At 53.4% G+C, this 26,431-nt stretch carries 24 protein-coding genes; 12 read left to right on the forward strand and 12 right to left on the reverse strand.

Annotated features, from left to right (window positions below; all coding sequences use genetic code 11):
- Positions 1-175 precede the first annotated feature (175 nt).
- From ACS5NO_RS25635 to ACS5NO_RS25645, 3 genes are all read right to left on the reverse strand, one after another.
- A complete protein-coding gene (locus ACS5NO_RS25635; protein ID WP_439417769.1) occupies positions 176-637 on the reverse strand; it encodes a hypothetical protein in 462 nt (153 codons plus the stop codon).
- 103 nt (positions 638-740) lie between these two features.
- Positions 741-1,967, reverse strand: coding sequence for a GTP-binding protein (locus tag ACS5NO_RS25640; RefSeq protein WP_439417770.1), 1,227 nt, complete (start codon positions 1,965-1,967; stop codon positions 741-743).
- A 34-nt stretch (positions 1,968-2,001) separates the two neighbouring features.
- Positions 2,002-2,376, reverse strand: coding sequence for a MerC domain-containing protein (locus tag ACS5NO_RS25645; RefSeq protein ID WP_439417771.1), 375 nt, complete (start codon positions 2,374-2,376; stop codon positions 2,002-2,004).
- 245 nt (positions 2,377-2,621) lie between these two features.
- On the opposite strand from ACS5NO_RS25645, the gene ACS5NO_RS25650 reads away from it, so the two are divergent.
- The gene (locus tag ACS5NO_RS25650; RefSeq protein ID WP_439417772.1) at positions 2,622-3,227 is read left to right on the forward strand and encodes an HAD family hydrolase; all 606 of its coding nucleotides are present in this window, start codon (positions 2,622-2,624) and stop codon (positions 3,225-3,227) included.
- 39 nt (positions 3,228-3,266) lie between these two features.
- Positions 3,267-5,093, forward strand: a complete 1,827-nt coding sequence (locus tag ACS5NO_RS25655; protein WP_439417773.1) for an alpha-L-rhamnosidase-related protein — start codon at positions 3,267-3,269, stop codon at positions 5,091-5,093.
- Positions 5,094-5,105: 12 nt separating this feature from the next.
- Here the strand turns inward: ACS5NO_RS25655 and ACS5NO_RS25660 are convergent, their stop codons facing one another.
- Entirely contained in the window at positions 5,106-5,936 is an 831-nt protein-coding gene (locus ACS5NO_RS25660; RefSeq protein ID WP_439417774.1) for a hypothetical protein, read from the reverse strand.
- A 225-nt stretch (positions 5,937-6,161) separates the two neighbouring features.
- Between ACS5NO_RS25660 and ACS5NO_RS25665 the strand changes: the two genes are divergently transcribed.
- The 4 genes from ACS5NO_RS25665 (at position 6,162) to ACS5NO_RS25680 (ending at position 10,171) form a co-directional block, all read left to right on the forward strand.
- Positions 6,162-6,464 carry a rhodanese-like domain-containing protein gene (locus tag ACS5NO_RS25665; protein ID WP_439417775.1) on the forward strand — a complete coding sequence of 101 codons (303 nt, stop codon included), beginning with the start codon at positions 6,162-6,164 and terminating at the stop codon, positions 6,462-6,464.
- 108 nt (positions 6,465-6,572) lie between these two features.
- A complete protein-coding gene (locus tag ACS5NO_RS25670; RefSeq protein ID WP_439417776.1) occupies positions 6,573-7,997 on the forward strand; it encodes a tetratricopeptide repeat protein in 1,425 nt (474 codons plus the stop codon).
- Between the two features lie 108 nt (positions 7,998-8,105).
- Positions 8,106-9,566: a Gfo/Idh/MocA family protein gene (locus ACS5NO_RS25675; protein WP_439417777.1), complete on the forward strand. Its 1,461-nt coding sequence runs from the start codon at positions 8,106-8,108 to the stop codon at positions 9,564-9,566.
- A 284-nt stretch (positions 9,567-9,850) separates the two neighbouring features.
- The gene (locus ACS5NO_RS25680; RefSeq protein WP_439417778.1) at positions 9,851-10,171 is read left to right on the forward strand and encodes a cupin domain-containing protein; all 321 of its coding nucleotides are present in this window, start codon (positions 9,851-9,853) and stop codon (positions 10,169-10,171) included.
- Positions 10,172-10,196: 25 nt separating this feature from the next.
- Here ACS5NO_RS25680 and ACS5NO_RS25685 read toward each other — a convergent pair whose 3' ends face one another.
- From ACS5NO_RS25685 to ACS5NO_RS25705, 5 genes are all read right to left on the reverse strand, one after another.
- Entirely contained in the window at positions 10,197-10,457 is a 261-nt protein-coding gene (locus ACS5NO_RS25685; protein WP_439417779.1) for a hypothetical protein, read from the reverse strand.
- Positions 10,458-11,414 carry a sugar phosphate isomerase/epimerase family protein gene (locus ACS5NO_RS25690; RefSeq protein ID WP_439417780.1) on the reverse strand — a complete coding sequence of 319 codons (957 nt, stop codon included), beginning with the start codon at positions 11,412-11,414 and terminating at the stop codon, positions 10,458-10,460. It abuts the gene before it with no gap.
- Positions 11,415-11,572: 158 nt separating this feature from the next.
- The gene (locus ACS5NO_RS25695; protein WP_439417781.1) at positions 11,573-11,977 is read right to left on the reverse strand and encodes a T9SS type A sorting domain-containing protein; all 405 of its coding nucleotides are present in this window, start codon (positions 11,975-11,977) and stop codon (positions 11,573-11,575) included.
- A 142-nt stretch (positions 11,978-12,119) separates the two neighbouring features.
- Positions 12,120-13,922 (reverse strand): serine hydrolase domain-containing protein, encoded by a 1,803-nt coding sequence (locus ACS5NO_RS25700; protein ID WP_439417782.1) that lies wholly within the window; start codon positions 13,920-13,922, stop codon positions 12,120-12,122.
- 190 nt (positions 13,923-14,112) lie between these two features.
- Positions 14,113-16,695, reverse strand: coding sequence for a phosphocholine-specific phospholipase C (locus ACS5NO_RS25705; RefSeq protein ID WP_439417783.1), 2,583 nt, complete (start codon positions 16,693-16,695; stop codon positions 14,113-14,115).
- A 227-nt stretch (positions 16,696-16,922) separates the two neighbouring features.
- Between ACS5NO_RS25705 and ACS5NO_RS25710 the strand changes: the two genes are divergently transcribed.
- The 3 genes from ACS5NO_RS25710 (at position 16,923) to ACS5NO_RS25720 (ending at position 19,117) form a co-directional block, all read left to right on the forward strand.
- Positions 16,923-17,138, forward strand: a complete 216-nt coding sequence (locus ACS5NO_RS25710) for a hypervirulence associated TUDOR domain-containing protein (RefSeq protein WP_439417784.1) — start codon at positions 16,923-16,925, stop codon at positions 17,136-17,138.
- A 75-nt stretch (positions 17,139-17,213) separates the two neighbouring features.
- Positions 17,214-18,359: a glycoside hydrolase family 5 protein gene (locus ACS5NO_RS25715; protein ID WP_439417785.1), complete on the forward strand. Its 1,146-nt coding sequence runs from the start codon at positions 17,214-17,216 to the stop codon at positions 18,357-18,359.
- Positions 18,359-19,117, forward strand: coding sequence for a pseudouridine synthase (locus tag ACS5NO_RS25720; RefSeq protein ID WP_439417786.1), 759 nt, complete (start codon positions 18,359-18,361; stop codon positions 19,115-19,117). Before ACS5NO_RS25715 ends, ACS5NO_RS25720 begins: the two co-directional genes overlap by 1 nt.
- Here the strand turns inward: ACS5NO_RS25720 and ACS5NO_RS25725 are convergent.
- Entirely contained in the window at positions 19,101-20,393 is a 1,293-nt protein-coding gene (locus ACS5NO_RS25725) for an acetyl-CoA hydrolase/transferase family protein (protein ID WP_439417787.1), read from the reverse strand. The genes ACS5NO_RS25720 and ACS5NO_RS25725 overlap by 17 nt on opposite strands.
- Before the next feature lie 220 nt (positions 20,394-20,613).
- Between ACS5NO_RS25725 and ACS5NO_RS25730 the strand changes: the two genes are divergently transcribed.
- The gene (locus ACS5NO_RS25730) at positions 20,614-21,009 is read left to right on the forward strand and encodes a DUF983 domain-containing protein (protein WP_439417788.1); all 396 of its coding nucleotides are present in this window, start codon (positions 20,614-20,616) and stop codon (positions 21,007-21,009) included.
- Here ACS5NO_RS25730 and ACS5NO_RS25735 read toward each other — a convergent pair.
- Positions 21,006-23,372: a TonB-dependent receptor gene (locus tag ACS5NO_RS25735; protein ID WP_439417789.1), complete on the reverse strand. Its 2,367-nt coding sequence runs from the start codon at positions 23,370-23,372 to the stop codon at positions 21,006-21,008. The genes ACS5NO_RS25730 and ACS5NO_RS25735 overlap by 4 nt on opposite strands.
- Before the next feature lie 99 nt (positions 23,373-23,471).
- Here ACS5NO_RS25735 and ACS5NO_RS25740 point away from each other — a divergent pair, with 99 nt between their 5' ends.
- Positions 23,472-24,164: an endonuclease III domain-containing protein gene (locus ACS5NO_RS25740; protein WP_439417790.1), complete on the forward strand. Its 693-nt coding sequence runs from the start codon at positions 23,472-23,474 to the stop codon at positions 24,162-24,164.
- Positions 24,165-24,245: 81 nt separating this feature from the next.
- Here ACS5NO_RS25740 and ACS5NO_RS25745 read toward each other — a convergent pair whose 3' ends face one another.
- Positions 24,246-25,028 carry a phytanoyl-CoA dioxygenase family protein gene (locus ACS5NO_RS25745; protein ID WP_439417791.1) on the reverse strand — a complete coding sequence of 261 codons (783 nt, stop codon included), beginning with the start codon at positions 25,026-25,028 and terminating at the stop codon, positions 24,246-24,248.
- A gap of 301 nt (positions 25,029-25,329) precedes the next feature.
- Here ACS5NO_RS25745 and ACS5NO_RS25750 point away from each other — a divergent pair, with 301 nt between their 5' ends.
- Positions 25,330-26,403 (forward strand): endonuclease/exonuclease/phosphatase family protein, encoded by a 1,074-nt coding sequence (locus ACS5NO_RS25750; protein WP_439417792.1) that lies wholly within the window; start codon positions 25,330-25,332, stop codon positions 26,401-26,403.
- Positions 26,404-26,431: the final 28 nt, after the last annotated feature.

Genomic DNA, 26,431 nt, shown 5'->3' on the forward strand with positions numbered 1-26,431 from the left:
CGTGCCGGAGGTACGCAACTAAGCCTGTATCGCGTACCTCCGGCACGCCTGGAGTGCTCAGCATACTCATTTGCTATTCACATTACGTGCCGCTGGCACTTAAACAACTGGTAGTAATCCTTTCATTGGTCAGGATGGCGTTGTTCTGGAAAAAGCGGAATGGACTGAACGGTAACTAGCGCAGAATCGATGTTACTTGTGAGAAAGTTGATTCGGTTCGTTCCTGAATCTGCCGGATGTTGTCGAGCATGCCCAGTTGTAACTCGCGCATTTTATCGGCGGGTAAATCTTTCAACGTGGCGTCCGCATGGTGGTGATGTTCGTGTTTGCCGTGTTCGTGGTGGTGTTCGTGCGGCATTCCCGGCACTTCGACCAGGTTTTCTTCCCATTGTTCAAATGCCTTTTTCAGACTGTCGAGCGTCGTAACGGTCGCCAGCGCAACGGGTTCCGAACGGTTTGCCAGCAGGATTTTGAGCGAATCAATTTGCTCGATTTTGGGTTCAATAACCGCCTGAATCTGAGTGGCTTCGTTGTGAAATTTCGCGGCTTCTTCGAGCAAAGGATCTTTTTGGTCCGAACGGGAACAGGCTCCCAGGCTGAAGGCAAGCGGAATGATCAGAGAAAGGGTGCATTTCATGGTGCAGGTTGTTTCAGAGGAGAAGTGGACCGAAATCTACATAAATTGCAACAAGGTTGCAAGATTGTTGCCATTTATAGCAACGGATCAACAGATTCCCGCTCTATTCCCAAACCGGAAACGGATCATTGAACCGGCCCCCGGCTGCCAGATGCATCAGCTCGGGTTCGCTACACAAACACGCCCGCAATTCCTGTGTCACCTGTTCGGCATCCAGATCCTGACCGATGATCACCAGTTCGTTTTGCCGGTCGCCAAATTGTTTGTCCCAACGGGCTTCAATCGCTTTCTGGTTTTCGATGAAACTGGCATAGCGGATTCGCTGGCTGAACGGCATTGACGCCCACCAGACGCCCGCCCGTTCGGCCCGCAGACTGCCGCCGGCCTGGCTAAAATTCAGCGCTTCATCGGGCCGGGACGCCAGCCAGAACAACCCCTTGCTGCGGAAAATGCCCGCCGGAAAATTCTCGCTTAGATACGCCCAAAACCGGGCGGGGTGGAACGGTCGCCGGTCGCGAAAAACGAAGGAGCCAATGCCATATTCTTCCGTTTCGGGCCGGTGGCCTTTGCCGGATTGGTGGTTTTGCAGTTCCTGAATCCAGCCTGCCGATTGCGACGCTTCCTCAAAATCGAACAGGCCGGTGTTCAGAATCCGGGCCGGGTCGATGCGGCCAAACTGGCTCTCGATGAGGTGGGCTTTGGGGTTCAGTTTTTTCAGGATAGCTTTCAGTTCGCCCACCTGATGCGGTTTTAACTGATCGGTTTTGTTGAGAATCAGCACATTGGCAAACTCGATCTGGTCGGTGAGCAGGTTGACGATGGTGCGGGTGTCTGCCTGGTCCTCATTCAGGTTGCGGTCGAAAACCGTTTCGACACTCCCAAAATCGCGCCCGAACTGGCTGGCATCGACCACCGTCACCAATGTATCCAGACGCGAAAACCGGGACAGGTCAACGCGGTTTCGGACATCGACCGAATCGTCGGACTGGAACGTAAACGTTTGCGCCACCGGCAGCGGTTCCGAAATTCCGGACGACTCGATGAGGAGGTAATCGAACCGGTTTTCGGAAGCCAGCCGTTCTACTTCCAGCACCAGATCTTCCCGCAGGGTGCAGCAGATGCAGCCGTTGGACATCTCCACCAGTTTTTCTTCCGTCCGCGACAGGGTGTTTTCATTCCGAACCAGTTGTGCATCGATGTTCACTTCGCTCATGTCGTTGACGATCACGGCTACTTTCAAACCGGCTTTGTTGTGCAGAACGTGGTTGAGTAAGGTGGTTTTACCGGCCCCTAAAAAACCGCTTAAAACCGTAACGGGAAGTCGTTTCATGGTGAATGATTGAATTGAAGAATGGAGGTGATCGTCAGTGCGCGTGGTGGTGTGCGTGAGCGCGCAGGTTGAGCAGGTGAAAGCCAATTAAACCGGCTGAAGCCGTGTAGGCCAGGTATTCAAACGCTTCGTGAACGTCTTCCAGCAACAGGGCTCCGGCGAAAAGACCTAGAAAAAACCATAAGCCGACTTTGACCATCCGCTGGCTGGCCCGGCGCGTGGCAAAATAAACGGCGACAATATTGACTCCGATGAAAACATAATCCAGGCTTAAAAAGCCAATCCGCAACGTTCGATCCGCCAGCAGGCTGGAGGAAATGAGCAGGATGGGTGTGATCAGGCAGTGAATAATGCAAAGCACTGAACCGGTAATGCCGATGTAATCGGCTTTTGAAGAGAAAGTGGCCATAAATTGATGTTGGCTTGTGGTTGGAAATGAACGGCACAAAAGTACGGTATTTTCTGTAAATGCAACAATGTTGCAAAAATGAATTGATAGAGATTTTATTGGGATAGTCCGTAAGAAACCGGCGGGAGCTAAGAAATCCTGAAGTCGGAAATGGGAAAGGAGAGGGTAAGCGGTATATAAAACCGATAATTTTTAAGTTATTGGGCAAAAATTGAAAAACGATTTGTCTTATAGCATTCAACGACATGATTAACACCATTGTGTTTGATTTGGGGGCGGTTTTGATCGACTGGAACCCGCATTACCTGTACGAGAAAATTTTTAAGGAAGACGAAATGCATCATTTTCTGGCGACGGTTTGCACCCCCGCGTGGAACGAAGAACAGGATGGGGGACGGTCGCTGGCCGAAGCCACGCAGGTATTGATTGCGCAGTTTCCAGAGCACGAGGAGAACATCCGGTTTTTCTATGATCGCTGGCCCGAAATGCTGCGGGGCGAAATACCGGGGACGGTGGCACTGCTGAAAACGATCAGGGAGAGTGGGAATTACAAGCTCTATGCGCTGACCAATTGGTCGTCGGAGACGTTTCCGATTGCCCTCGAACGCTTCGAATTTCTGTCCTGGTTTGATGGTATTGTGGTGTCCGGGGATGAAAAAGACCGCAAACCGTTCCCTTCTTTTTACAAAACATTATTGAACCGGTATGCTATCGAGCCATCTGAAGCCCTTTTCATCGATGATAACCTGCGGAATGTAAAAGCTGCGGAAGAACTGGGGATTCACGCCATTCACTTTATAAATCCGGAACAATTGAAAGCCACCTTACTCGCGTTCAACGTGCCGGTTTAACAATCGGCCTTTGGTTTCCTAAACCCTTCCTGTTCAATTATGAAAAAGTACATCGTCGATTTTCTGACGCTGCTATCTTCGTTGGTCCAAATCCGGGTGAATCGAGTACACCCGATGAAAGAAGCTGCTCTTCCGACTCTTTTCTTTTGCCTTATATTGATCGACTTCGCGCAGGCCCAGCTTCCGCCCGTTTTTGAAACCAGCCGCGCCAAAGAAGCCCAAACTGAAGCCACCGTCCGGCGGTTTTTGTCGCCCGTCAACATTCTGTGGCAAACCGGCACCATTCGCAATGCCGAGCGGCTGTTGAAAGTGGGAAACGGGCAGGCGGATTTGTCGGGGAAAGATATGTGTTCGCTCAAGAGTGACGCCAACGGCAAAGCAAGTCTGCTGCTCGACTTTGGGCGGGAATTGCACGGCGGTTTGCAGATCGTGACGGGGCAGTGGAAGGAAAGCAAGCCCATCACCGTCCGGATTCGGTTTGGTGAGTCGGCCAGCGAAGCGATGGCCGACATCGAACCCAAACAGAATGCCACCAATGACCACGCCATTCGGGATCTGACGGTGCAGGTGCCTTGGCTGGGCAAACTGGAAATCGGCAATACCGGTTTTCGCTTCGTTCGGATCGATCTGGTCGATGACAATACGGAGCTGCTGCTGAAGGAGTTGCGGGCCATTTTTGTGTTTCGGGATATTCCGTACCTCGGCTCGTTCCGGAGCAGCGATGAACTGCTGAATAAAATCTGGGCGACCGGCGCGTACACCGTTCACCTGAACATGCAGGATTACCTCTGGGACGGCATCAAGCGCGACCGGCTGGTGTGGGTGGGGGATATGCACCCCGAAGTGGCGACCATCAACGCCGTCTTTGGCTACAACGAGGTGGTGCCGAAAAGTCTCGATCTGGCGCGGGACATTACGCCCCTGCCCGGGTGGATGAACGGCATCAGCACCTATTCGATGTGGTGGATTCTGATTCAGAAAGACTGGTATTTGCAAAACGGCAACCTCGACTATCTGAAACAGCAGAAGGAGTATCTGGTAAAACTGGTGGATTTACTGATCCAGAAAATTGACGACAAGAACAGCGAAACGCTGGACGGAACCCGGTTTCTGGACTGGCCGTCGAGCGAAAATCCGAAAGGTATTCACGCCGGCTTGCAGTCGATGCTCGTGCTGTCGCTGAATGCCGCCGGGGATTTGAGCCGCATTCTGAACGACGGAGCCACGGCCAGGAAATGTGCTGATGCGGTCGCCCGGCTGAAGCAGTACGTTCCCGATCCCAACGACTCCAAACAGGGGGCGGCTTTGCTCGCGCTCTCCGGGTTGATGCCCGCCGAAAAAGCCAATAAGGACGTACTGGCAGTAAACGGTGCGCGCAACTTCTCGACATTTTACGGCTATTACATGCTTCAGGCGCAGGCCAAAGCGGGTGATTACAAAACCGCCCTCGCCAACATCCGCGAATTCTGGGGCGGGATGCTCAAGCTCGGGGCGACGACGTTCTGGGAAGATTTCAACCTGGATTGGGTGAAAAATGCCGGGCGCATCGACGAACTGGTGAAGGAAGGTCAAAAAGACATTCACGGCGACTGTGGGGCCTATTGCTACGTCGGGTTCCGGCACAGTCTGGCCCACGGCTGGGCGTCCGGCCCCACGCCCTGGCTGACAGAACACGTATTGGGTATCAAGGTGGTGGAGCCAGGTTGCAAAGCCATCAAAATCGAACCGCATCTGGAGGATTTAACCTTCGCCGAAGGAACCTTCCCCACGCCGTACGGGATTGTGAAGGTGAAGCACACCAAACTGGCGGGCGGCAAAATTCAGACGGAGGTGAGCGGGCCAAAGGAGGTCCGCATTATTCGGTAGCGTAACGAACTGTCAATCGCAATCCGCCAATCCAAACGTATTCACCCGCTTCGTGTTGCCTTCTTCAACCGTCTGCGAAACCGCATAGTTGTGGTTGTTTTTCACCACGTTGGTGATCTGGAACGTCTTGTGAGCGGTTATTTTTCCCGATTCGTCAAACTCGTCGCTTTCAAATCCCTTCAGGATGGTTTTCTTCCAGGGGTAGAGATTAAAAACATCAAACGGTAAACCCCGTTTGGCCAGCAGCGCTTCGGGACTTTGGGTAGAGGAATCGTAGACGTGGGCTTCCGCATAGTATTTGGTTCCGTCTTCCAGATACTGGTAGGTGCTGTTTCCGTTCGCGTCGTACGAAAAGACTTTTTCAAACGTAGGCTCGTCCTGACTCGTCGGAACGCCCTTGAAGCGCAGGATGCGCCCCTCGGCATCGTACTGGATGGTGGTGGTCAGGATGGTTTGGGTGCCAACGAGGTCTTGGATTTCCGTGAGTTTACCGTCGGTCCAGCGGCATTTCAGGCCACTGCCAATGCCCCAGTCGGTGAGTTGGTCGGGTGTTTTTCCGTCAACGGTAATCGTTGCGCCGGTTATCTGATTTGCGCTGTTGTAAGCGAAGGAATAGACGTATACATGCTCGGTACTGCCGCCGGTCGGCCCCTTGAAGTTGACAGTCAACTGGCTGATGTAGCCAGCCGCGTTGTAGGTGTACTGGTGTTTGTTGCCGTTGCCACGGTCGATGGCGGTCAGTTTGCAACGCGTTTCGGCCGGTGCGTCGACCTCCGATTTTTTGCAGTGGGTTAAACTCAGCAGGGTGAAGCCCAGCAGCAGGGTGTTCAATACGGTTTTCATGAAAAACGAGAAAGGCTGGTGTGAATGACAGTAATTGTCACAAACCTATCGGGGCCGCGCCAGTTGGCCATGGCAGTTTATACGAAAAGACGGGAACGGTATTTGAAGCGGTTTTTTTGCGATGTGACCCGGCGAGTCACGAAAAGGAGCGTAGGTGATATTTGTCACGGAACCGGTTTTTTTTAACCCGTAGTTTTGACCCATCAACTTAAAAAACGCATTTTCATGATGAATCTCATAAAAAGTCTGTTCGGCACGTCCGACACCAGCCAGTTTGACGAAATCCGCTCGCAGGGTGCCCTGATCATCGACGTTCGCTCGCCGGGCGAGTTTGCCGGTGGTCATGTGGCGGGGGCGGTCAACATTCCCCTCGACCAGCTCGAATCCAAACTCAGCACAATCAAAGGCTACCAGAAACCCCTGATTCTGTGTTGTGCATCCGGGATGCGCAGCGCCCGCGCCAAAGCCATCCTGCGGGGTAAAGGCATTGAAAATCTGCACGATGCCGGTAGCTGGCGGAATTTGTAGGAACTGGCACTGACGGAAACCGCCCGAACCGGTCACCCGGTTTTGGGCGACCCGAAATCGCTTTTGGTCGTTTCTGCGTATATATGTTGCTGTTAACCCAAGCGACGTATGAAACGCCTTTTTTCTCTGTCTATCCTATTTTTTCTGCTGATTCACGCCGGTTTTGCCCAAAAAGCCACCAGCACCGTTCAGGCCATTCGCTACATCAAACTCGCCAACACGCTTCGGGCGCTGGACAAACCGCAGGACGCCATCAGCCTGCTGGAGAGGGCGTTACCGGCCGTTCGGGGCACCAATCCCTATTGGGAAGCTTTTGCCTGCGAGCTGCTGGGACTGGCCCATTACGAAAATAACAACAGCGAAAACGCCGACTATTACCTGAAAATCGCCCGGAGCCGCTACGAGAAGCTGCGGTATGTCGCCAGTGCCTGGGGCGTCAATGAACTGATTCGGGATATTTCCGGCAAAAACCTGTATGCCGGTATTCAGTTTGGCGCTTCGGATGTGAAGCTGGCGATTTTCAAAACGCAGTACGAAAGCGATTTTTACGAAAAAGATATCAAAACCCGGTTTGAGGTTCCCAACGTTAGTTTTGTGGCCGATGCCTCGAAGTCGCTGGAAGCCGGGCAGAATGCGTTGAAAGTCTGTCTCGATACCATCAGCCGCTACAACATTCCGAATGAACGGATTTTCATTGTGTTCAGCAACGAAATGAAGGAGGGGCTGGCCAAGACCCCGGCGACGAAAAAGATGCTCTACGACCAGTTGTCGCGGGCGTTGCCGACGGGCAATCTGCGCATCGACACCACACTTTCCATCGACCGCGAAGCCGAACTCTTCACTGTCGGGTCCATTCCCCGAAAAGTCTGGCCGACGACCTCATCGCTCAACATTGGAAATGACGTGACCGTGGGCGGTTATTTCGATGCCGACAAAACGTTTCACCCGATTGAAATGCCGGTGGGAATGAACACACTGGTGAGCCAGATTGAAAGCAAGCGTTCGCTGAACACGGACGCGTTTAAAAAGGAAGCGCAACGGGTCATCAAAACCGTGGCGGATACGGCCCTGGCACCCCGTTTCAAAACCAGTGGTGCAGGACTGCAACAACGCCGGACGGTGGGGCTGGGGGGCGATGTGGCCTGGGCACTGGTGACGTACCTGCACCCCGAAAAAACCGGTACCACGGCAGTTGCCATTTCACTGGATGACGTGGAGCGGTTCAAAAAAGGGGTGATGGACGATTACCAGGCCTTGACTCACCCCAATGTGAAAGACATCACCGACACAGCTCTTCGCACCAAAGCCGAGCAGGAAATCAGCACGGTTCGGGATCAACTGAGTGAAAAGCAGCTCATTGCCGGGGCGTTGTGGCTCGAATCGATCATGAAAACCTATTCGACGCCCTCGGCTCCGAAGCGGTTTGTGTTCATCCGAAACTCGGACATTGGCTGGGTGACCGGCAAGTTCCTGGAGACCATCAGTGGCGAATACGAATCGACCATTGCCAAAGGCGCGTTGTATACCCGGTAAGCGCTGTTTGTGGTTAAATAGTGTGTTTAATAGTCCTGTTTCGGCACATTTGCGTATATTCAAACGCAAATGTGCTTTTTTTTGAACTGCCAAAACCCAATAAACCCCATGCATTCCAATCGTCGCGACTTTATCAAGGGATTGTCAGCCGCTTCGGCGCTGGTGGCTACCCAGAGTGTCGCCAAGCCTTTCAATATCATACGGGATCTGAAAAAGGTCAGCCCCAACGACAAGATCCGGATTGCCACCATCGGCATGGGGATTCAGGGGAATTTCGACACCCAGGCGGCTTTGCGCAACCCGGATGTGGAACTGGTGGCCGTAGCTGATCTCTACTCCGGGCGGCTCGAACACGCACGGACGGCTTTCGGGCAACAGGTCTATACGACGCGGGATTACCGTGAGATTCTGGCCCGCAAAGACGTGGATGCCGTTCTGGTGGTCACGCCCGACCATTGGCACGACCACATTACGATTGCCGCCCTGAAAGCCGGGAAACACGTCTATTGCGAAAAACCGATGGTCCAGCACCTCAACGAAGGCAAAGCCGTAATCGATGCCTGGAAAAAATCGGGAAAAACCATGCAGGTCGGTAGCCAGCGCATCAGCAGTGCGTCGTTTAAGGAAGCCAAGCGACTGATCGAGGCCGGTGAAATCGGGCAGATCAACTACATCGAATCCAACAGCGACCGCTTCAACGCCATCGGTGCCTGGAACTACTCCGTACCGCCCGATGCCTCACCGCAGACCGTCGACTGGGACCGGTTTCTGGGCGATGCGCCGAAACGTCCGTTCGACCCGATCCGGTTTTTCCGCTGGCGGAACTTCAAGGATTACGGCACCGGTGTGGCCGGCGACCTGTTCATTCACCTGATTACGGGCGTTCATTACGTGACCAACACGCTGGGGCCGACGCGGGTGTATTCGTCGGGCAACCTGGCCTACTGGAAGGAAAACCGGGATGTGCCGGATATCATGACGAGCATCATGGACTACCCGAAAACGGAGCAACACGAAGCGTTTCAGATGGTTTTGCGCGTCAACTTTGCCAATGCCGGCAAAATCAGCAACGTGACCCGGATCATTGGCAACGAAGGCACGGTCGAGTTTTCGGAGAACAACCTGATTCTGACCAGGAAAAAACTGCCGATTGCGCCGGGCTACGGGAATTACGACAGCTTCTTTACATTCACGGAGGATGTGCAGAAGAAATTTGTGGAGCAATACGACGCCAAATACCCGCCCGAAACCCGCACCGCCGAACCGGTAAAAGAAATTAAATTCGAAGCGCCGAAAGACGACGACGCCCACGCCAAACACTTCGCAGATTTCTTTACGAACATGCGGGCGGGTAGTCAGGGAACCATCGAGGACCCGGTTTTCGGGTTCCGCGCGGCCGCTCCGGTGCTGGCCTGCAACGAGAGTTATTTCGAGAACAAAGTCGTGCATTGGGACCCGGTGACGATGACGCAGAAATACCCCGATGGGGCGAAAAGCAAGAAACCGTCGACGGGAAAGAAACCCGTTAGCCCGGCAAAAAAAGCCGTGACCGTCGCGAAGAAATCGTAACCTTTTACGATTTTCAGTAGCTGATCCATACATTTTTGACCCGTTAGGGTCACCACAGCGCAGCGTCGGTCGAAATTGTTTCCCATATGCGGCTACGTGTGCCGTCAGGTACATAACCATTGTGTACCTGACGGCACATGGGCACGCTAGGACCGGTTTTTTCTACCGATGCTGCGCTGTGGTGACCCTAACGGGTCAAAAAAACGGGTTAAATAATCTTATTTTGCGCTGAAAATAATCCTGAATTCACGTTAAAAACGCTCCGCTAACCGAACCTTGGATCGATGAATATGGGTAATCTGTTTGCGGCCATTCCGGACTCGCTGCCTGACGAACATTTTGAGGAGCTGATGGCGGAGAAAGGCATCAAAATCGAACGCATTGTCTCCAAAGGGCATGCTTCACCGGACGGTTTCTGGTACGATCAGCCGGAGAACGAATGGGTGTTAGTCGTGCGGGGAGCGGCCCGGCTGCGGATCGAGGGCGTTGACGAACCCATTGAACTAACCGCCGGAACCTACATCAACCTGCCCGCGCACGTCAAACACCGGGTCGACTGGACGAAAGAAGACGAAGAAACCATCTGGCTGGCGGTTTTCTATTAACTTCAATAGCATAGTCCGTAAACACCTAAAGATGAGGGTAAATAAGCCACAGAGCGGCAACGATCAGCGTCTCCAGGATCCAGATCCGGAGGTTGTTTCTTTCCAGCACCCGACGAATTAAAAAATGCATTCCGGCGAAACCCAGGGCAATGGGAATGCCGAAAAAAAACTGGAGAATGTTGTTTTCCTGACCGGTGTTCACAATCCCGTAGACGATCATGACCACCCCGATCAGCGCCATCAGCATGAGTGGCGTCACAATACTGATTACCTTCGATAAAAACATTTATTTTCCCCGGCCCGGTGTCAGGCCCAACTGCTCGTTGTAATAGCGGACCGTTTGAATTACCGAAGGTAAGTTGCTGGGCTTATCCTGCGTGTCCCGCTCAATAATAATATGGCCCGTAAAGTGCTGCCGCTGTAATTCCTTAAAAACTTCCGGGAAATTGATGACGCCCGTACCAACCGGCACATCCTTCAGTTTCGGGTCGTTGTAGGCGGCAATGTCTTTCAAATGCAGGGCAATCAGGTGACCTTCCAGCTTTTTCAGCCCCTCGACCGGGTTGATGCCGCTTTTGGGCCAGTGGCCAATGTCCGCGCAAACTTTGAAATTGGGATGGTTTTTGAGAGCCGCTAACACCGAATCCGGATGCCAGTAGGCACTCACACCCTTCCAGTGGTTGTGGAGAGCGACTTTCAGGCCGTATACACCCGCCAGACTGTCCACGCTATCCCACAGATCCACCGGCGGTTCTGCCGTGACGTACTTCACATTCAATTTTTTGGCTAATTCAAATTCGTGCGTCCATTTATCGATGGTTTTGCCGCCGGTCAAATAAATGGATTCCATCAACAGCCCTTTGTCGGTGACCTGCTGCTTGAGTTTGGCAATGCCCGACCACGACAGATTCATGAGGAGCGAATCCCGGAGATCGGCTCCGGCCCGACCAAAAGTGTAGCCTTCCACAAATTTCAGACCCGCGCTGTCTGCTTTGGCGAGTTGTACGGGAAACGGAAACGGATTGAACGTATAGAGAGCAACGCCCAGTTTCCAGTTTTTGGGTCCGGCATATCCCGCAGCGGATTTAGGAGCCCGGTTTGCGGTTTTAGCGGTTACTTTCTTTTGATCCTGCGCCGACAGGTTCACCGAAACCAGCAGCCAGAGCGCCAGAAAGAAAAAACCGGTCAATTGGTTTGGTAGTGGGCGTAGCGATTGAGGGCGCGGGAAGGCAAGTGGTTTCATGGTCGGTAAATTGGGGTTAGGGGAACAAGGTACGAAAGGATTGGTGATTGGAAGAGCTTCGTCCGGATAAATCAAAAGGCTGACCGCTTGCGGGGCCAGCCTTTCGGGGTGGATATAATCAGTCTGGGGTGTTACCGCATTGAATTGTCGATGCGGTTTTACTGAAAGGCAATCAGTCGGGGCGTGGCCGTCACCGGTGGCGTAGTGGCCAGTGTTAATTCCTGCGTGGTGGTTTCTACGCCGTTGGTGATGGAGACCTGATAGACGCCGTCGGGCAGGTTGCGGACGTCCAGTTGCAGCCGGGCGTTTTGGCGGTTTTTCCCAATTTGCTTGCTGAATACCTCGGCCCCCGCCCGATTGACGATCCGAACCTCGACGGCCCCGCCGGTTTGTTTATTCAACGCAATCCGGAGTTTGCCTTCGGTGGTGGTATACATGCCACTCTGAAAAGCGACCGGTTTTTTGGGATGAACGAAGGACATGTAGACATCAGCCTTTGCAAACGAGATACTGGTCAAGGTCATCAGAAAGGCAACGAGCAGGGATTTGGAGAGCGTTTTCATGGCGTATGAAGTTTTTGTTTTGGTCCGTTTGAATGAATCAAAGGTCCGCTTCAACGCCTGAAAAGGCTGTCACAAATGAGTCAATCCCTGCTACTTTTGGGATCGACAAAGGAGCAAAAATTCCGGTAGTTTGAGGTCGGTTTTACTGTCCCTGCACTACGGCTTCGTAAAACCGGTCCAGAATCAGCGCCCGGACGTTCAGACTGGGCTTGCCGTAGGTTTTGGAATCGTCGGGATACACCCGGTTGGTCAGGCAAATGTAGACCAGGTTATACTTCGGATCAACCCAGACGTAGGTGCCGGTATAACCGCTGTGTCCGTAGGCCAGCGGAGACGGATACGCCTTGGGGCCTTGTTTGGGATTCGGTGCTTTGGCAAAACCGTATCCACGGGCGCTGGTTTTCGATTGTTCCGCCGTGAAGAGATCCACCGTAGCGGGCTGGATGTAGGTGCGACCGCCGTAAGAACCCTTATTCAGATACATCTGGTAAAGAATGGCCAGATCGTTGGCGTTGGCAAACAGCCCGGCATGGCCTTCGACACCTCCCGCCATGGCCGCACCCGGATCGTTGACGTAGCCCTGCACGCGCATGTTGCGAAACCAGTTGTCGTTTTCGGTGGTCGGAACAATGCGGGAGCGGGGAAAGCGGTTTCGGGGCAAATAGCCCGTCGACGTCATGCCCAGCGGCCGGTAAAACGCATCCTGCACAAACTCGTCGAGCTTTTGGTGAGAAACCGTTTCGATGACTTCCTTCATCATGTACATGCTGACATCACTGTACACGAATTTCCCCCGCGTCCCGCCTTTGGACTGCAAGGTGACGGGCCACATGACCTCTTCGAAATAATTGGCCCGGAGGAAAAACCGGTCGGCTACTTTGGTCGGATAGGCCGCCGAGGAGTCGAAGCTGAGATCCAGCGGTTTGAGTTGTTCGTAGAATTTGATGTACGGCGTATACCCCGCTTCATGGAGCAGGGCCTCCCGGACGGTGACCGTCGCTTTATCCGGGATCGTCCGGGTTCGGGCCACGTAGGTACTGATGGGCGTTTTCAGATCCAGCGCCTTTTGATCCAGCAGCCGCATAACCGCCGGGGTGGTCGCGCTGACCTTCGTGACCGAAGCGAGGTCGAACAGATCATCGGGTTTCGTTACGGCATCCCGCGCGTAGGTATGATGTCCATACGCCTTGTGAAAGATGACTTTGCCGTCTTTGGCCAGCAAAACCACCGCGCCGGGGGTCACGTGGTCGGCAATGGCTACGGCCATCAGCGAGTCAATCGCCTTCAGACGTTTACTGCTCACCGTTACAGCCTCCGGGACCGAATATCCCAGCCGGATTTTGGGCGTCGAATACCCGCTGCCTGCTTTGAAAAGGGTGCTAAACGTGGTTTCAAGGCGATTGGCAGAAGCCATACCGCCAAAAAGGACCTGGGCTGCGGCTGACGCACCCTCGGCGGTATTGGCCGGATACCAGAGGATGGGACAGCGCAGGGATTCCAGCCCGGCGAGGTTTTTTCCGCTTCCGGTCAGCACCACTACGACCTTGTTGATGGCCTGCTGATCGGCAATGAAATTCAGCAGTTTCGGGCCAAAGGGCGACGAATCGGATAAGGTGATGACGACCAGGTTGTACAGTTTTAGCCGGTCATGGAGGTCAAACAAAACGGAATCGGTCGGAGCCGCACCGAGTGAAAAACTGGTAACCGGGCTGTATTTGGCCGCCAGACTATCAAAAACCGCCTGCTGGGCGTAGCGACCATTCACAATGGCGGTTTTCACGTTCAGAAGGTCAGTGACCGGCACCAGTCCCGATGGGTTGTTGAGCACGACCACCTGTTTCTCAGCCTGTTGGATCGCAGCAAGGTTCGCGGGTGTGGAAAGCGGTTGGGCCAAAGCCGTGCTACAGTACAGCAGCAGAAGGAGATTCCAGATCGACGGTTTCATACGGATTGGCAAGTAACGAGATTGGGGCCGGTTTTACAAACGACTTCTTAATCCAATCCTATCGTGCTGCCTCAATGTCTATTTACTGCTAAAATAAATAAACCCTGGCCTTTGCAGATCAGGGTTTATTGGATGGAGCCTGCATTGGTTTTGATTCGGTTGCTCAAAGAATCCTCGCTTTCGATTCTCCTCAAACCAACTCCTCACCCATTACCGGATCCGAAAATCCTTCCTTTCCGGTTTCAACCCGACCGGCATACCGCTTCTCGAAAACCGGATAACCCTCAACGTTTACGCTGAAATCGTACCAGCCGAAGCTACGGCTCAGATCCAGAATCAGGCTGATCCGGCTTCCTTTCGAACCGGCTGCGGCCAGGTTTTTGGTCTGGCTGCCGGTTTGGTAGGCGTTGTCTTTCACGTCGATGGTGTAGGCCCGGGCCGGATCGAGGTTGGTGATGTTGAGTTCAACCGAACCGGTGAGCGTGTTGGCCTGCGGGGCCGTACGCTGGTAGTCGCACTGAACCGCAACCCGTGGATCGTTGCCGGTGCCGATGAACTCGCGGAAAAAACCGTTGGGGCCATTGACCCGGAACTGGTAGGTCTCGTTCCCGAATTCCCGGATGTCCCAGCGGTCGTTCAGGCGGTCTCCGGCGGCTACGGCATAATTCCGAACCTGCACATCGCGCTCGGCATTTTCGTTTTCCGACACGAAGTTATTCAGCGCATACACCGTGAAGGGCGAACCCGCCGACTTCGCGCCAAAAACGTCATTTCCAGCTTTCAGCATGATGTCAAACGCTTTTTGGTCCGGATCGAACTGTCCATCGGCGTATAATTCGTACGGAATCGCCAGGGACGACCGCAGGCCTTTCTCCTGCTTTGGCATGAGCGGAGACGTGTAGGGAGCCTTTTTGATTTTGTTGATTTCGTCGGTCGTCAGCACCTTGAAATCAGACGGCAACTCCTTAAACTGGGCTTTGTGAATGCTTTCGACAAACTCGTTTTTCTCCACAAAAGCCGGCATCGGTATTTTCTCGCCTTTGTAGGGCCGGAACACCGAGGTCAAATCCCCGCAAACCGTCCGACGCCAGGCACTGATGTTCGACTCTTCGATTTTCTTACCGGTTTTCTTGCTCAGAAACACTTCCAGAAACTGGAGAATGGACGTGTGATCGAAGACCTCCGACGACACCTTGCCGCCCCGGCTCCAGGGCGACGCAATCACGAGCGGCACGCGGTACCCCAACCCGATGGCACCAGCCCGGGCTTCTTTCCGGGCGTTCGGACTTTTGCGTTGCAACTCCTGCTCCATATAGACGTGCTCGACGCTGGTGTCGATGCCTTTGGAGACTTTGCCGGTTTCGGGCTTGTCGGGATGGGGAGCTACAAACGGTGGAACGTGGTCGAAATAACCGTCGTTTTCGTCGTAGCACAAAATGAAAACCGTCTTTTTCCAGACATCCGGATTTTGGGTCAAGATGTCGAGCATTTCGGAAATGTACCACGCTCCGTACCAGGCCGCGCCCGGGTGATCGGAGTAGTTTTCGGGGGCCACCACCCACGAAACCGTCGGCAGCGTGCGGTTTTTTACATCCGTCCGAAACTGGTGCAACACATCGCCTTTCGGAATTTCAACTTCCCGTTCCGTGCTGCCGTCGTGGTATTTCAGCTTCGTCAGTTCGTGGTAATGCGGATCATTTTTATTGGTCGTAAAGGCTTTCTCGTGCAGGTTTTTCTCCCGCTGCGACAACTTGGCGTAGTTTTCCCGACTGTATTTAACCTGGTGTTCCCGGCCCATTTTCAATTCCTGTTCTTTCCGGCTCAGTTCCCGCTTCAATTTGGGGAGTTCGCTGGCGGTTTCGGGCAACGCATTGATTTTGGCGGTCAAGGCCTGGATTTCGCCGGGCAGTTCAGGCAGTTTTTTGGTCAAATAACGCTGATAGGCTTCCGAGAAACCAACGTTGTACTGTTCGAACCACTCGATGGGATTGTCGGTAAAATTGGCCAGCCAGCCTTCTTCTTCACCTTCAAAGCCGACGGGTAAACTCAGTTCGTTCTGGTAAATTCGCCACGAGATGCCGTTTTCTTCCAGCCGCTCGGGGAAGGTTTTCCAGTGGGCCGGATCGTCGTAATCGACGTCCTCATTCCGGACGTTGGCTTTCACATTCCGGTCAGGTTTTTCCCGGATGGTGCCGGTCCAGAGGTAAAGCCGGTTGGGCGTGGTGCCGGTCAGGGACGAACAAAAATTCTGATCGCAAACCGTAAAGGCGTCGGCCAGGGCGTAGTAAAACGGAATGTCCTGCCGGTTGTAATAGCCCATTGTCAAGGGCATTTTGGCATATTCTTTCCGGCCCGACTGTTTGGAATCCAGCCACTTGTCGTATTTTCCGTCGTTGCGGGCATCCACCTGATTGGTCCAGGAGTGGGGGAGCGAACTCATCCAGGTGGCTTTGGTGTCTTTCAGATTCAGCCGGAAGGGAGCGTAGGTTTCACCGGCGGCATTGGTCTGGAGCCAAACCGGGTTTTTGTTGGGGAGCGTAATCGCCCGCGGATCGTTGAAGCCCCGAACGCCCCGCAGCGACCCGTAGCAATGGTCGAAGGAGCGGTTTTCCTGCATCAAAATAACAATGTGTTCGGCATCCTGAAAGGTACTGCCCGGCTGGGGGTCGATGGCGAGGGCTTTCTGGATCGAGTCGGGGAGAACCTGAAACAGGCTCGTGCCACCGGCTAGCAAAGCGGCTTTTTTGAGAAATTCTCTTCTGCTGTCCGTCATTTCGGGTTGAAAGTTGTAGGTTAGTAAAGATACTTTTTTTTCGCTCCGAAATGATAAAAAGCCGCTCTATTTAACAGTATGATAACTTTTCCATATTTACCGATCGCGTTTGAGTGGGGCTTTTTCGATCCCGGGATCCGGTTTAGCGCGCGTTCGACGGTTTCAAAAAAAACAAACCTTTTTTGGCACACCCGGTTACTACTTTTTTCAACGAACAGGCAGTAATCATGATTAGAAAAGGAGATCGGGTGCGCTGGAAATACGCCAGCGGTCATGCCAAAGGCAAGGTGGTGGAAGTCCACCAAGAGGAAATTGAAAAGACCATCAAAGGATCAAAGATCAAGCGAAACGGCTCCGAAGACAATCCGGCGCTGGTGATCGAACAGGAGGACAAACAGACGGTTTTGAAACTACAAAGTGAAGTAGAAAAGATTCACAACTGACGAATGTCGCCAGGATACGGGGTGATCAGGTTGGTTTTTGAGTAAGTTTGTACTGCATATATTCCACAATCCTTCATGCAACGCCGAACGTTTCTTCAAAATACCGGGCTTTTGGCCGCAGCCGTGACCACTTCCGGCCCGGCGGTTTTAGCCGCGTCGTCCGCTCCGGTGGCCAAAAATAAACTGCCGAAATGGAAAGGCTTTAACCTGCTGGATTTCTTTTCACCCAATCCGGCGCAGGGCCGGAAGCCGACCGCCGAAGAGCACTTCAAATGGATGCGCGACTGGGGTTTCGATTTTGTCCGGCTGCCGATGGCCTATCCGGCCTATCTGAAATTCGACCGGAGCCGCAACATTACGCCCGACGAGGTCTACCAGATCGACGAGTCGGCCGTGGATCGGATCGACAAGCTGGTGGCGATGGCCCACAAACACAACCTTCACGTCAGCCTGAACCTGCACCGCGCACCGGGCTACTGTGTCAACGCCGGTTTTCACGAACCCTACAACCTCTGGACCGATCAGCCCGCGCAGGATGCGTTTAATTTCCACTGGAACTTCTGGGCGAAACGGTACAAAAACGTCTCTTCTCAAAAAATCAGCTTCGATTTGCTGAACGAGCCGAGTATGCGGGAAGACATGAACGACCAGCTTTCCAAACGCAGTTCGGTGCCGGGTGCCGTATACCGGAAAGTGGCGCTGGCGGCTCTGGAAGCCATTCGCAAAGAAAACCCGAAACACCTGGTGATTGCCGATGGCAACGACGTGGGCTCGTCGGTGATTCCCGAAATCACCGATCTGGACATTGCGCAGAGTTGCCGGGGCTACAATCCGGGCATTATTTCGCACTACAAAGCCCCTTGGGCCAACAAAGATCCCGAGAATCTGCCGCTGCCGAAGTGGCCGGGACAGGTGGGCGATAAATACCTGAGCCGGGCGATGCTGGAAACGTTTTACAAACCGTGGATAGAACTGGTTAACAAGGGTGTCGGCGTGCATTGTGGCGAATGTGGTGCCTGGAACAAAACCCCGCACGACGTTTTTCTGGCCTGGTTTGGCGATGTGCTCGACATTCTGACGAGCAACGGCATCGGTTTTGCGCTCTGGGAATTCAGCGGAGATTTTGGGGTACTGGATTCCAAACGGGCCGACGTGGCATATGAAGACTGGCACGGTCATAAACTGGACCGGAAATTATTGAACCTGCTGGCGAAGTATTGATGAGCGAGGAACAACCGGTTTTGGAAGTGCCCAATGAGCGAAAACCGCTCGAAATTTTGTATCAGTCTCCTGATCTGGTGGCGATTAACAAACCGCACGGACTGCTGGTACACCGGTCGATGATCGCCAGTGACGCCAGCGAATTTGCCGTTCAACTCCTGCGCGATCAATTGGGGCAGCGGGTCTATCCGGTTCATCGGCTGGATCGTAAAACCGGGGGCGTTCTGCTCTTTGCGCTGAATGAAGCCCTGAATTCCGCCATGCAGCAGCAGTTTGCCGAAGGGAAGGTACACAAAACCTACCGGGCCATTGTGCGGGGATATACCGACGACAAACTGGAAATCGACTATCCGCTCCGGCGCGACGACGGAATCGTTCAAGAGGCTTTTACCAGACTAAAAACGCTTCAACGGACCGAAGTGGCACTGCCGTTTGGGAAACACGCCACCTCACGCTATTCATTGGTCGAACTGAAACCCACAACCGGCCGGTTTCACCAGCTCCGAAAGCACCTGGCGCACATTTTCCACCCGATCATTGGCGACCGGCCCCACGGCTGCAACAAACAGAACAAACTGTTTAAGGAGCATTTCGGGATGGAAACCATGCTGTTACACGCGCTGGAAATCCGGTTTCAACACCCGGTTTCGAACGAAGAAAGTATCATTTCGGCCCCGCTACAAACCGAATTTGAGCGGATGCTGACGGTTTTGTTTGGGATGGCTGAATTGGAAAAAACGCTTACTCAAACACTTTAAACCGCTCATGGGCCTGCCGTTCCAGCGATTCGCGGTGGTCGGGGTGGGCGATGTTGATGAGCGCCCGGGCGCGTTGGCGGAGGTTTTTGCCGTACAGATACGCCACCCCGTATTCGGTCACTATGTAGTGAACGTGGGCGCGGGTGGTCGTCACGCCAGCGCCTTCTTTCAGGAACGGCACAATCTTGCTTTCACCATATTTCGTTACGGAGGGCAGGGCAATGATCGGTTTTCCTCCTTCCGAGAGGGAAGCTCCCCGCACAAAATCCATCTGCCCGCCGACCCCGGAATACTGGTAGGTCCCAATCGTATCGGCACACACCTGACCCGTCAAATCCACCTCAATGGCGCTGTTGATGGCGGTCACTTTCGGATTCCGGCGAATGATGGCCGTATCGTTGGTGTAGGTCACTTCTTTCATCACCACGGCGGGGTTGTCGTCGATGAAATCGTATAACCGGCGCGTTCCCATCGCGAAACAGGAGACCAGCTTATACGGAATGGCTTTCTTGAGTTCGTTGGTAATGACGCCCCGCTCGACCAGATCAATGACGCCGTCGGAGAACATTTCGGTATGGATTCCCAGTTTCTGGTGGTAAATCAACTCGGCCAGCACCGCGTTCGGAATCCCGCCGATGCCCATTTGCAGCGTGGCACCGTCTTCCACCAGCTCAGCCACAAACCGGCCAATTTTCTGCTCGGTTTCCGATGCCGGTTTCAGCGGCATTTCGTACAAGGGATCGTCGCATTCGACGGCCGCGTGGATCGTTTTGACGTGGATAATGCCGTCGCCGTGGGTCCGCGGAACGTTCGGATTGATCTGGGCGATCACGTATTTGGCTGATTTAACGGCGCTTAATGAAATGTCTACCGAAGGGCCGAGCGAACAAAAACCGTGTTGATCGGGGGGCGAAACCTGAATCAGGGCGACATCGAGGGGCAGAATATGGCGTTGGAACAGCAACGGAATTTCACTCAGAAAAATCGGAACGTAATCGGCAATCCCGGCATTGACCTGCTTGCGCATGTTGGCCCCGATGAAAAACGAGTTTGGCCTGAAAATCCCGGCGTACTGCTCTTCGCAATACGGCAGATGACCTTCCGTGTGCATGTGACACACTTCAATGTCACGCAGCCCGGCAGCAGAAGCCCGCCCGACCATGGCCGCAATCAGGCGGTGGGGCGTTTGGGCAACGCTGTGAACAAACACCCGATTGCCGGATTGAATAACTTCGACGGCCTGCTCCGGGCTAACAATGGGAACCAGATTATGCATGGTATGGAAACGAAATGACGAGTGATCGGATTATTTTTTTACAAACCTACCGCCTGAATCGGATGGATTTTGTGAGTAAAATCATCTTTTTTTGAAACCATACTCGTATCATCTTTTTGGATGCAAATTTGATGGAAGGATACGGTTCATGAAATTGCCGGCAAAAATCAACTAATTTTAGGCTTTCCGGGTCTGGAAAATAGCTTCCCTTCTGATTGTCATGCGAAAAGGTACGAAACTCTACAGCATAGTATTCAACAAGTGTCCGTACTGTCACGAAGGAGACTTCTTTGTAACCAAAAGTGCGTTTAATCTGAAGAAATTCGATCAGATGCACAAGAACTGCTCTGTATGTGGCCAGAGTTTCGAGCCTGAACCCGGTTTTTATACCGGCTCGCTCTATATCAGTTATTCGTTTTACGTGGCCTGGATCATCACCACCTTCGTGTTGGTTGGCGTTTTGTTGGAAGTTGATGTAATTGCTTATCTGTGGGGACTCATACCGTCACTGATTATCCTGACGCCGTTTTTCTTCCGTTTAGCGCGTCGTGTCTGGATTAATATCTTCGTGAAATACCGCCCGTTTTCGAAAAACCAGAACGACGTAATCCGTTAAAATTCCCAGCGGTAATTCAGAATCGGAATCAACCCCAACTGGTATTTCTGGACAACTTTTCCCTGAAAAGCATCGAAGTAGCTGTAAAAAGCATTTTGTGCGTTGGTCAGGTTCTGCAAATCCAGGGAAAGGGTACGGCTGTAGCGGGCTTTGCTTTTTTTCCAGTAAATCCGCAGATCGGTGCGGAAATACGCCGGGAAATGCACGCTAAACTCCTCACTGCTGTAGACCGTCGTGCCGGCTTGCTGCGACAAAGCCGCATCGATGGGTCGGTCGCGCAAGCCACCCAGGTACGAAATCCGACCGTTGACGCCCCAGATCCGGCTTCGGGTTCCGCGGCTTTTCGTCCACTCTTTGCCCGCGGTCAGGCCCGATGTAAAACCGCCGTCGAACCGGGTGCTGCGCCAGACGCCATCGGCGGCCTGGTAACGCGAATCGTAGACCGAACCGGACGCCAGCACGTAATAATTTTTCGATAAATACTTCTGGTACGTCAGTTCAACGCCCCGGTTTTGGGCTTTCCCTGCATTGACAAGTGGCTCATATACATATGCTTCGATGAGGTTTATCGCCGAAAACTTGCTGTTCGCAATGGTGCTGATTGGTACATCGAACAGCATTTGCGAATAGCCTTCGATTTTCCAGTAACTATCCGGACTGAGTTGATGCGTGTACCCCGCGACGATGTGGTGCGCTTTGGTAAAGCCCAGGTCTTCGTTGTTAAAAAGCATTTTGTTGTCCGGATTCCGTTTCGCCAGATACACCTGCGGCAGTTGCGGCTGGCTGTGTAAACCGTAAGCGACTGTCAACGCTTTCCCCGGCCGTACTTCCCAGCGAACCGACGCCCGGGGTTCGAGCGAGCGGCTTTGGTTGAACGTGAAGGTGTTGTAAAACAAACCCGCATTCACTGTCACGTTATCTGCCGGCAACCACTGGTAATTCACATATGGCTGAATCATCCAGCCCTCCATTGATCCCGCGAACAGGGAGTTGTTCGCCGAACTGCCGATGAAAAAAGGATTCACATCTTTCCAGGCACCCACCGAATTATAGGCTCGGGTCAGATATAAACCGGCTTTAAAACTGTTCCGGGCGTTGATCCGGTAGTTCAGTGAACTGGTTAGCGAATACCGCGAGCCGGATTGATCGTCCATTTCGTAGTTTGACCGGAAGCGCGCATCGCCCGGCGATTCCAGATTCCGGGCGTTGTTGTTGGCCGACAACACCAGGGCGGTTTTCCACAACCAGCGTGTGCCGATGGGCTGGGAGAGGGTTAGGCCCCCGGCGGCCATTTTCGTCGTGAACGAGATGGTGTTGCGGTCTTTGTCCTGCGTCTGTTCGTCGGCGGCCAGGGCCGTAAAATCGTTGCTGCTATTGCCCAAAACGCCAAACGCCGTAAACCGTCCGCCTTTGCGGGTCGGAAAGGTCAGGTTGAACGACAGATCCTGAAACCGGATGTCTTCGCCCCCGAACGTGACACCCATTGCGCCGAGCAGACCCGTAAAGGAATACCGGTAATTGACCAGATACGACGACCCTTTCTGCTTCGAAATGGGTCCTTCAGCCGCCAGATCGAGGCCGATTAACCCCGCCTGGGCGATGAATTCATGGCGTTCGTTGTTGCCCGGACGCAGGCTCATGTCCATGACGCCACCGACCGAATTGCCGTATTCGGGCGAGAAAGCCCCCGTCAGAAAGCGGGTTGTGCCGAGCAACTGGGCGCTCAGCATATTGACGCCACCGCCGTTTGCCGTGGGACGGTCGCCGATGGTACCGGCGTTGCTCTGGTGGTTGGGGTTTACGATCTCAACGCCTTCCAGCCGCCAGATCAGGCTGTTGGGCGAGTTGCCGCGGACGGAAATGTTGTTGGTGCCGTCGTTGGTCGTTACTACCCCCGCATAGGCCGTCGCCAGCCGGGCCGGGTCGAGGTAACTGGCCGGAAACCGCAGCACCTGTTCGATGGTGATGTGTTCGGCACTGATCGTGCGGTCGGTGCGGGTGCCGATGGCCGTGGCTTCGCCCAGTTGGGTCACACCGGGTTGCAGGTAAATTTCCAGCACCTGCTCCTTGCCGGATTCCACCAGCACTTCATTGATAACCGATGGTTCGTACCCGATGAACGAAACACTGAGCTGATGACGGCCAATGGGAAGGTTGGTCAGCCGAAAATGGCCCTGTTCGTCCGTGATTGCACCCGATTTTGAGTTTTGTACCAGCACGGAAGCCCCGACCAGCGGCCGACTTTGGCTGGCGTCGTAGACGGTTCCGCGAATGGTCTGGGTAGGAGTTTGGGCAAAACCGGTGAGGGCTAGTAGTGTCAGCAGACACAGAAAAAGGGATTCACGAAGGAAAGTTGTCGTCATTGGGGTTCACAGAATGGGCGGTAAGGAACCGCAAAAGTACAACGACAATTAACCAAGTTGATAAACATTCGGTTGTTCTGACAAAAATCATTTTTTTCGATGATAACCCTGGATCAAAGCGAGAAAACGCGACTGGTACACGAACTCCTCAATCAACAGTACGGAATTCAGGCTATTCGCGGACGGCTTGAACCCCTGCACGAGTTGATTGCGACGGTTTTGTCGCACCGAACTACCCATGCCAATGAGGTCACGGCGTTTCGCACCATGATGGAGCGGTTTGGTTCGTGGGAAGCCATTCGGGATGCGCCGGTGGAGGAACTGACGGCGGCAATCCAAACCGCCAATTATCCGGAGGTGAAAGCACCGTATATCAAACAGATTCTGAGCCGGATCATTGCCGAACGCGGGGAAGCCAACATCGATTTTTTGCGGGACATGACCACCGAAGAAGCCATGACCTGGCTGAACGCTTTGCCCGGAGTCGGACCAAAAACCTCGACTCTGCTGTTGCTTTTCAATTTTCAGAAGCCGGTTTTGCCCGTCGATACGCATGTTCATCGGGTAACGCAGCGACTGGGAATTCTGGGGCCGAAAGTCAGCGCCGAGAAAGCCCACGCGATTTTGCTGGCCTATTTGCCGCAGGATGCGACGGTTTTATTCAATTTCCACCGACACTTTTACTGGCACGGACAACGGGTCTGCACATGGAGTTACCCCAAATGCCCGCAGTGTGTGCTGAAAACGCATTGTGATTATTTTCAAGGCGAAAATAAAAGGAATGATAAATGAAAAATGATGAATGTTAAATGTAAAAGTAGATGGACACGCCATACATTTTTACATTCGACATTCATCATTTTTCATTTGAAATTACAAAATCAAAGCCAGCCGAATGGCTTCTTCCACCGGATAATATGCCCCTTTCAATCCTTCAATCTGCAGTTCCTGCCGGAGCAGAAGTGGAGGTTGGGCTAAAAAACGGGGTTCCCGGCCGTGGTGGGGCTGGGCGGCATGGGCCAGAAAAGGGTGACAGAGATACACCGTCCCGGCTTTTCCAGTGGCCAACACTTCGTTTCGTTGCGGTAATTCCGCCAGCTTTCCGGCCAGTTCCGGAAACGATAGCCCGGCTTCGCCCGACGGTTTGAGCAGGCGGGCAACATCCTGGTGGGAGCCGACGCGGATGCGGGTCGGCGCATCGCGTTCGCTGACATCCGAAAAAAGAAAGAGCATCAGCAGCCCCCGGCCTTTTGACCGGACATTCACCCGCCACGTCCAGTAGTCAGTTGGATCGTCGCCCGGAAAACTGGCGTCGACGTGCCAGCCGGTATCGCCGGGGTCGGTATCCGATGGGAAACGAACCGGAAACGTACCCATGCTTCGGCAGGGAAGCCAACGGCCCGGCCCGACGAGTTGATCGAAGGCCTGGTGTAGAATGGGCGAGTTAGCCGCTTGAACGAACGGTTCCTGGGAATACATGCCCAGCCGAACAACCGGTTGGGTCCAGGTTGCCGGATTGTTCGGGTCCAGGTTCAGGTCTTTCCAGAGAATATTTCGGGCCTGTCGGGCGGTTTCGGAGGAGAAGGCCTGGTCGATGCTAATAAATCCATTTTGAAGGAATTGCTCGATTTCGTTCTGATTGAAAAGGACAGACATAGTCTGATTGAAAAGGGCAGACATAGGTAGAGAGCTGGGCCGGAGCCAGCCAGGTTTTTTGTGAAGACAATAGGAAAACAGGCCTAAAAAAGGCCAATGGTCGGAGCGACCGCAGAAGGGAAGATTAAAGCGTTGGTGCCATTCTCATGCTGCAAAACTATCGCAAAAGCGTTTTTTTTACAAGCCTGAGAGCCAGAAAATAGCTTACAGCCGATCTTGCCGGTTCTTAAAAATAAATTTCAGGATTAAACCTCTAACTTGCTTTCCGGTTTTATGATACGAATGGCCCACTGAACCTGAGATGAGCACGATAGACACTTTTCTGATTGGATACGCATTTGTCATAACCACCATTTCGTTCATACACCTGATTCGGGTCGATGCCTGGTGGATTCGGATCTGGGATTTTCCCCACCTGCAACTCACGGTGCTGGCAGCCATTGGCCTGCTGGGGTGGGTAGCCCTGAGCCGGAACACAGAATGGCCGATGTTACTGGGCGTGACGGGTTTACTGGCGGCTTTGGTCTACGAAGGCTGGCTGATCTACCCCTTTACGCAATTGCACCGGAAGCAGGTGAAGTATTTCGGAAAACCGACCACAGACCGTTCCGAAGACCGCAACACCATCCGAATCCTGAATGCCAACGTGTTCATGGACAACACTCACTGCCCCGACGTTTTGAAACTGGTGGACAAACACAACCCGGATGTGGTGATGATTCTGGAAGCCAACGAGCGGTGGAAAAAGGAACTGGAACCGCTGGAAGTGAAGTTTCCACACCGGATTCTGCATCCGCTCGAAAATACCTACGGACTGCTGTTTTACTCCCGGTTTGCCATTCAACACCACGAAGTGCGGTTTCTGATTCAGGACGATATTCCGTCGATTTACGCCCAGCTTGAACTGGATTCGGGGCAGGTGATTCATTTTTACGGGATTCACCCGATGCCGCCCAGCCCCACGGAACACTACCGCTCGACGGAGCGGGATGCCGAATTGCTGGTGGTGGGCAAAGAGGTGCGGGGGCGGGAGGAGCCGATCATCGTTGCCGGTGATCTGAACGACGTGGCCTGGTCGCACTCAACGCGGCTTTTTCAGCGCGTCAGTGGCCTGCTCGACCCGCGCATCGGCCGTGGACTCTACAATACCTTTCACGCCAATTATTTCTTTTTGCGGTGGCCGCTCGATCATATTTTCGTGTCCCACCATTTTAAACTGCGGTTGATCCGCCGACTGCCGAACTGCGGTTCCGACCATTTTCCGATTCTGATTTCGCTGACCTACGTCCCCGACGCGGTGCCGAAAGAAGTGCCGACGCCCGAAAAAGACGATTTGAAAGAAGCGGCTGAAATCATCGACAAGGCCACGGAATAAGAAATTTAGGGCGGTTTTTGGAGGATTG

This window comes from Larkinella fluvii (genome assembly GCF_051857545.1).
Lineage (GTDB): Bacteria > Bacteroidota > Bacteroidia > Cytophagales > Spirosomataceae > Larkinella.

Excerpts from the sequence above, each read along its gene's own strand:
- ACS5NO_RS25735 (WP_439417789.1), bottom strand. The coding sequence starts at position 23,372 with ATGACGACAACTTTCCTTCGTGAATCCCTTTTTCTGTGTCTGCTGACA.
- ACS5NO_RS25705 (WP_439417783.1), bottom strand. The coding sequence starts at position 16,695 with ATGACGGACAGCAGAAGAGAATTTCTCAAAAAAGCCGCTTTGCTAGCC.
- ACS5NO_RS25675 (WP_439417777.1), top strand. The coding sequence starts at position 8,106 with ATGCATTCCAATCGTCGCGACTTTATCAAGGGATTGTCAGCCGCTTCG.
- ACS5NO_RS25740 (WP_439417790.1), top strand. The coding sequence starts at position 23,472 with ATGATAACCCTGGATCAAAGCGAGAAAACGCGACTGGTACACGAACTC.
- ACS5NO_RS25695 (WP_439417781.1), bottom strand. The coding sequence starts at position 11,977 with ATGAAAACGCTCTCCAAATCCCTGCTCGTTGCCTTTCTGATGACCTTG.
- ACS5NO_RS25745 (WP_439417791.1), bottom strand. The coding sequence starts at position 25,028 with ATGTCTGTCCTTTTCAATCAGAACGAAATCGAGCAATTCCTTCAAAAT.
- ACS5NO_RS25660 (WP_439417774.1), bottom strand. The coding sequence starts at position 5,936 with ATGAAAACCGTATTGAACACCCTGCTGCTGGGCTTCACCCTGCTGAGT.
- ACS5NO_RS25725 (WP_439417787.1), bottom strand. The coding sequence starts at position 20,393 with ATGCATAATCTGGTTCCCATTGTTAGCCCGGAGCAGGCCGTCGAAGTT.
- ACS5NO_RS25730 (WP_439417788.1), top strand. The coding sequence starts at position 20,614 with ATGCGAAAAGGTACGAAACTCTACAGCATAGTATTCAACAAGTGTCCG.
- ACS5NO_RS25750 (WP_439417792.1), top strand. The coding sequence starts at position 25,330 with ATGAGCACGATAGACACTTTTCTGATTGGATACGCATTTGTCATAACC.
- ACS5NO_RS25685 (WP_439417779.1), bottom strand. The coding sequence starts at position 10,457 with ATGTTTTTATCGAAGGTAATCAGTATTGTGACGCCACTCATGCTGATG.
- ACS5NO_RS25665 (WP_439417775.1), top strand. The coding sequence starts at position 6,162 with ATGATGAATCTCATAAAAAGTCTGTTCGGCACGTCCGACACCAGCCAG.
- ACS5NO_RS25700 (WP_439417782.1), bottom strand. The coding sequence starts at position 13,922 with ATGAAACCGTCGATCTGGAATCTCCTTCTGCTGCTGTACTGTAGCACG.
- ACS5NO_RS25720 (WP_439417786.1), top strand. The coding sequence starts at position 18,359 with ATGAGCGAGGAACAACCGGTTTTGGAAGTGCCCAATGAGCGAAAACCG.
- ACS5NO_RS25690 (WP_439417780.1), bottom strand. The coding sequence starts at position 11,414 with ATGAAACCACTTGCCTTCCCGCGCCCTCAATCGCTACGCCCACTACCA.
- ACS5NO_RS25715 (WP_439417785.1), top strand. The coding sequence starts at position 17,214 with ATGCAACGCCGAACGTTTCTTCAAAATACCGGGCTTTTGGCCGCAGCC.
- ACS5NO_RS25680 (WP_439417778.1), top strand. The coding sequence starts at position 9,851 with ATGAATATGGGTAATCTGTTTGCGGCCATTCCGGACTCGCTGCCTGAC.
- ACS5NO_RS25650 (WP_439417772.1), top strand. The coding sequence starts at position 2,622 with ATGATTAACACCATTGTGTTTGATTTGGGGGCGGTTTTGATCGACTGG.
- ACS5NO_RS25635 (WP_439417769.1), bottom strand. The coding sequence starts at position 637 with ATGAAATGCACCCTTTCTCTGATCATTCCGCTTGCCTTCAGCCTGGGA.
- ACS5NO_RS25645 (WP_439417771.1), bottom strand. The coding sequence starts at position 2,376 with ATGGCCACTTTCTCTTCAAAAGCCGATTACATCGGCATTACCGGTTCA.
- ACS5NO_RS25640 (WP_439417770.1), bottom strand. The coding sequence starts at position 1,967 with ATGAAACGACTTCCCGTTACGGTTTTAAGCGGTTTTTTAGGGGCCGGT.
- ACS5NO_RS25670 (WP_439417776.1), top strand. The coding sequence starts at position 6,573 with ATGAAACGCCTTTTTTCTCTGTCTATCCTATTTTTTCTGCTGATTCAC.
- ACS5NO_RS25710 (WP_439417784.1), top strand. The coding sequence starts at position 16,923 with ATGATTAGAAAAGGAGATCGGGTGCGCTGGAAATACGCCAGCGGTCAT.
- ACS5NO_RS25655 (WP_439417773.1), top strand. The coding sequence starts at position 3,267 with ATGAAAAAGTACATCGTCGATTTTCTGACGCTGCTATCTTCGTTGGTC.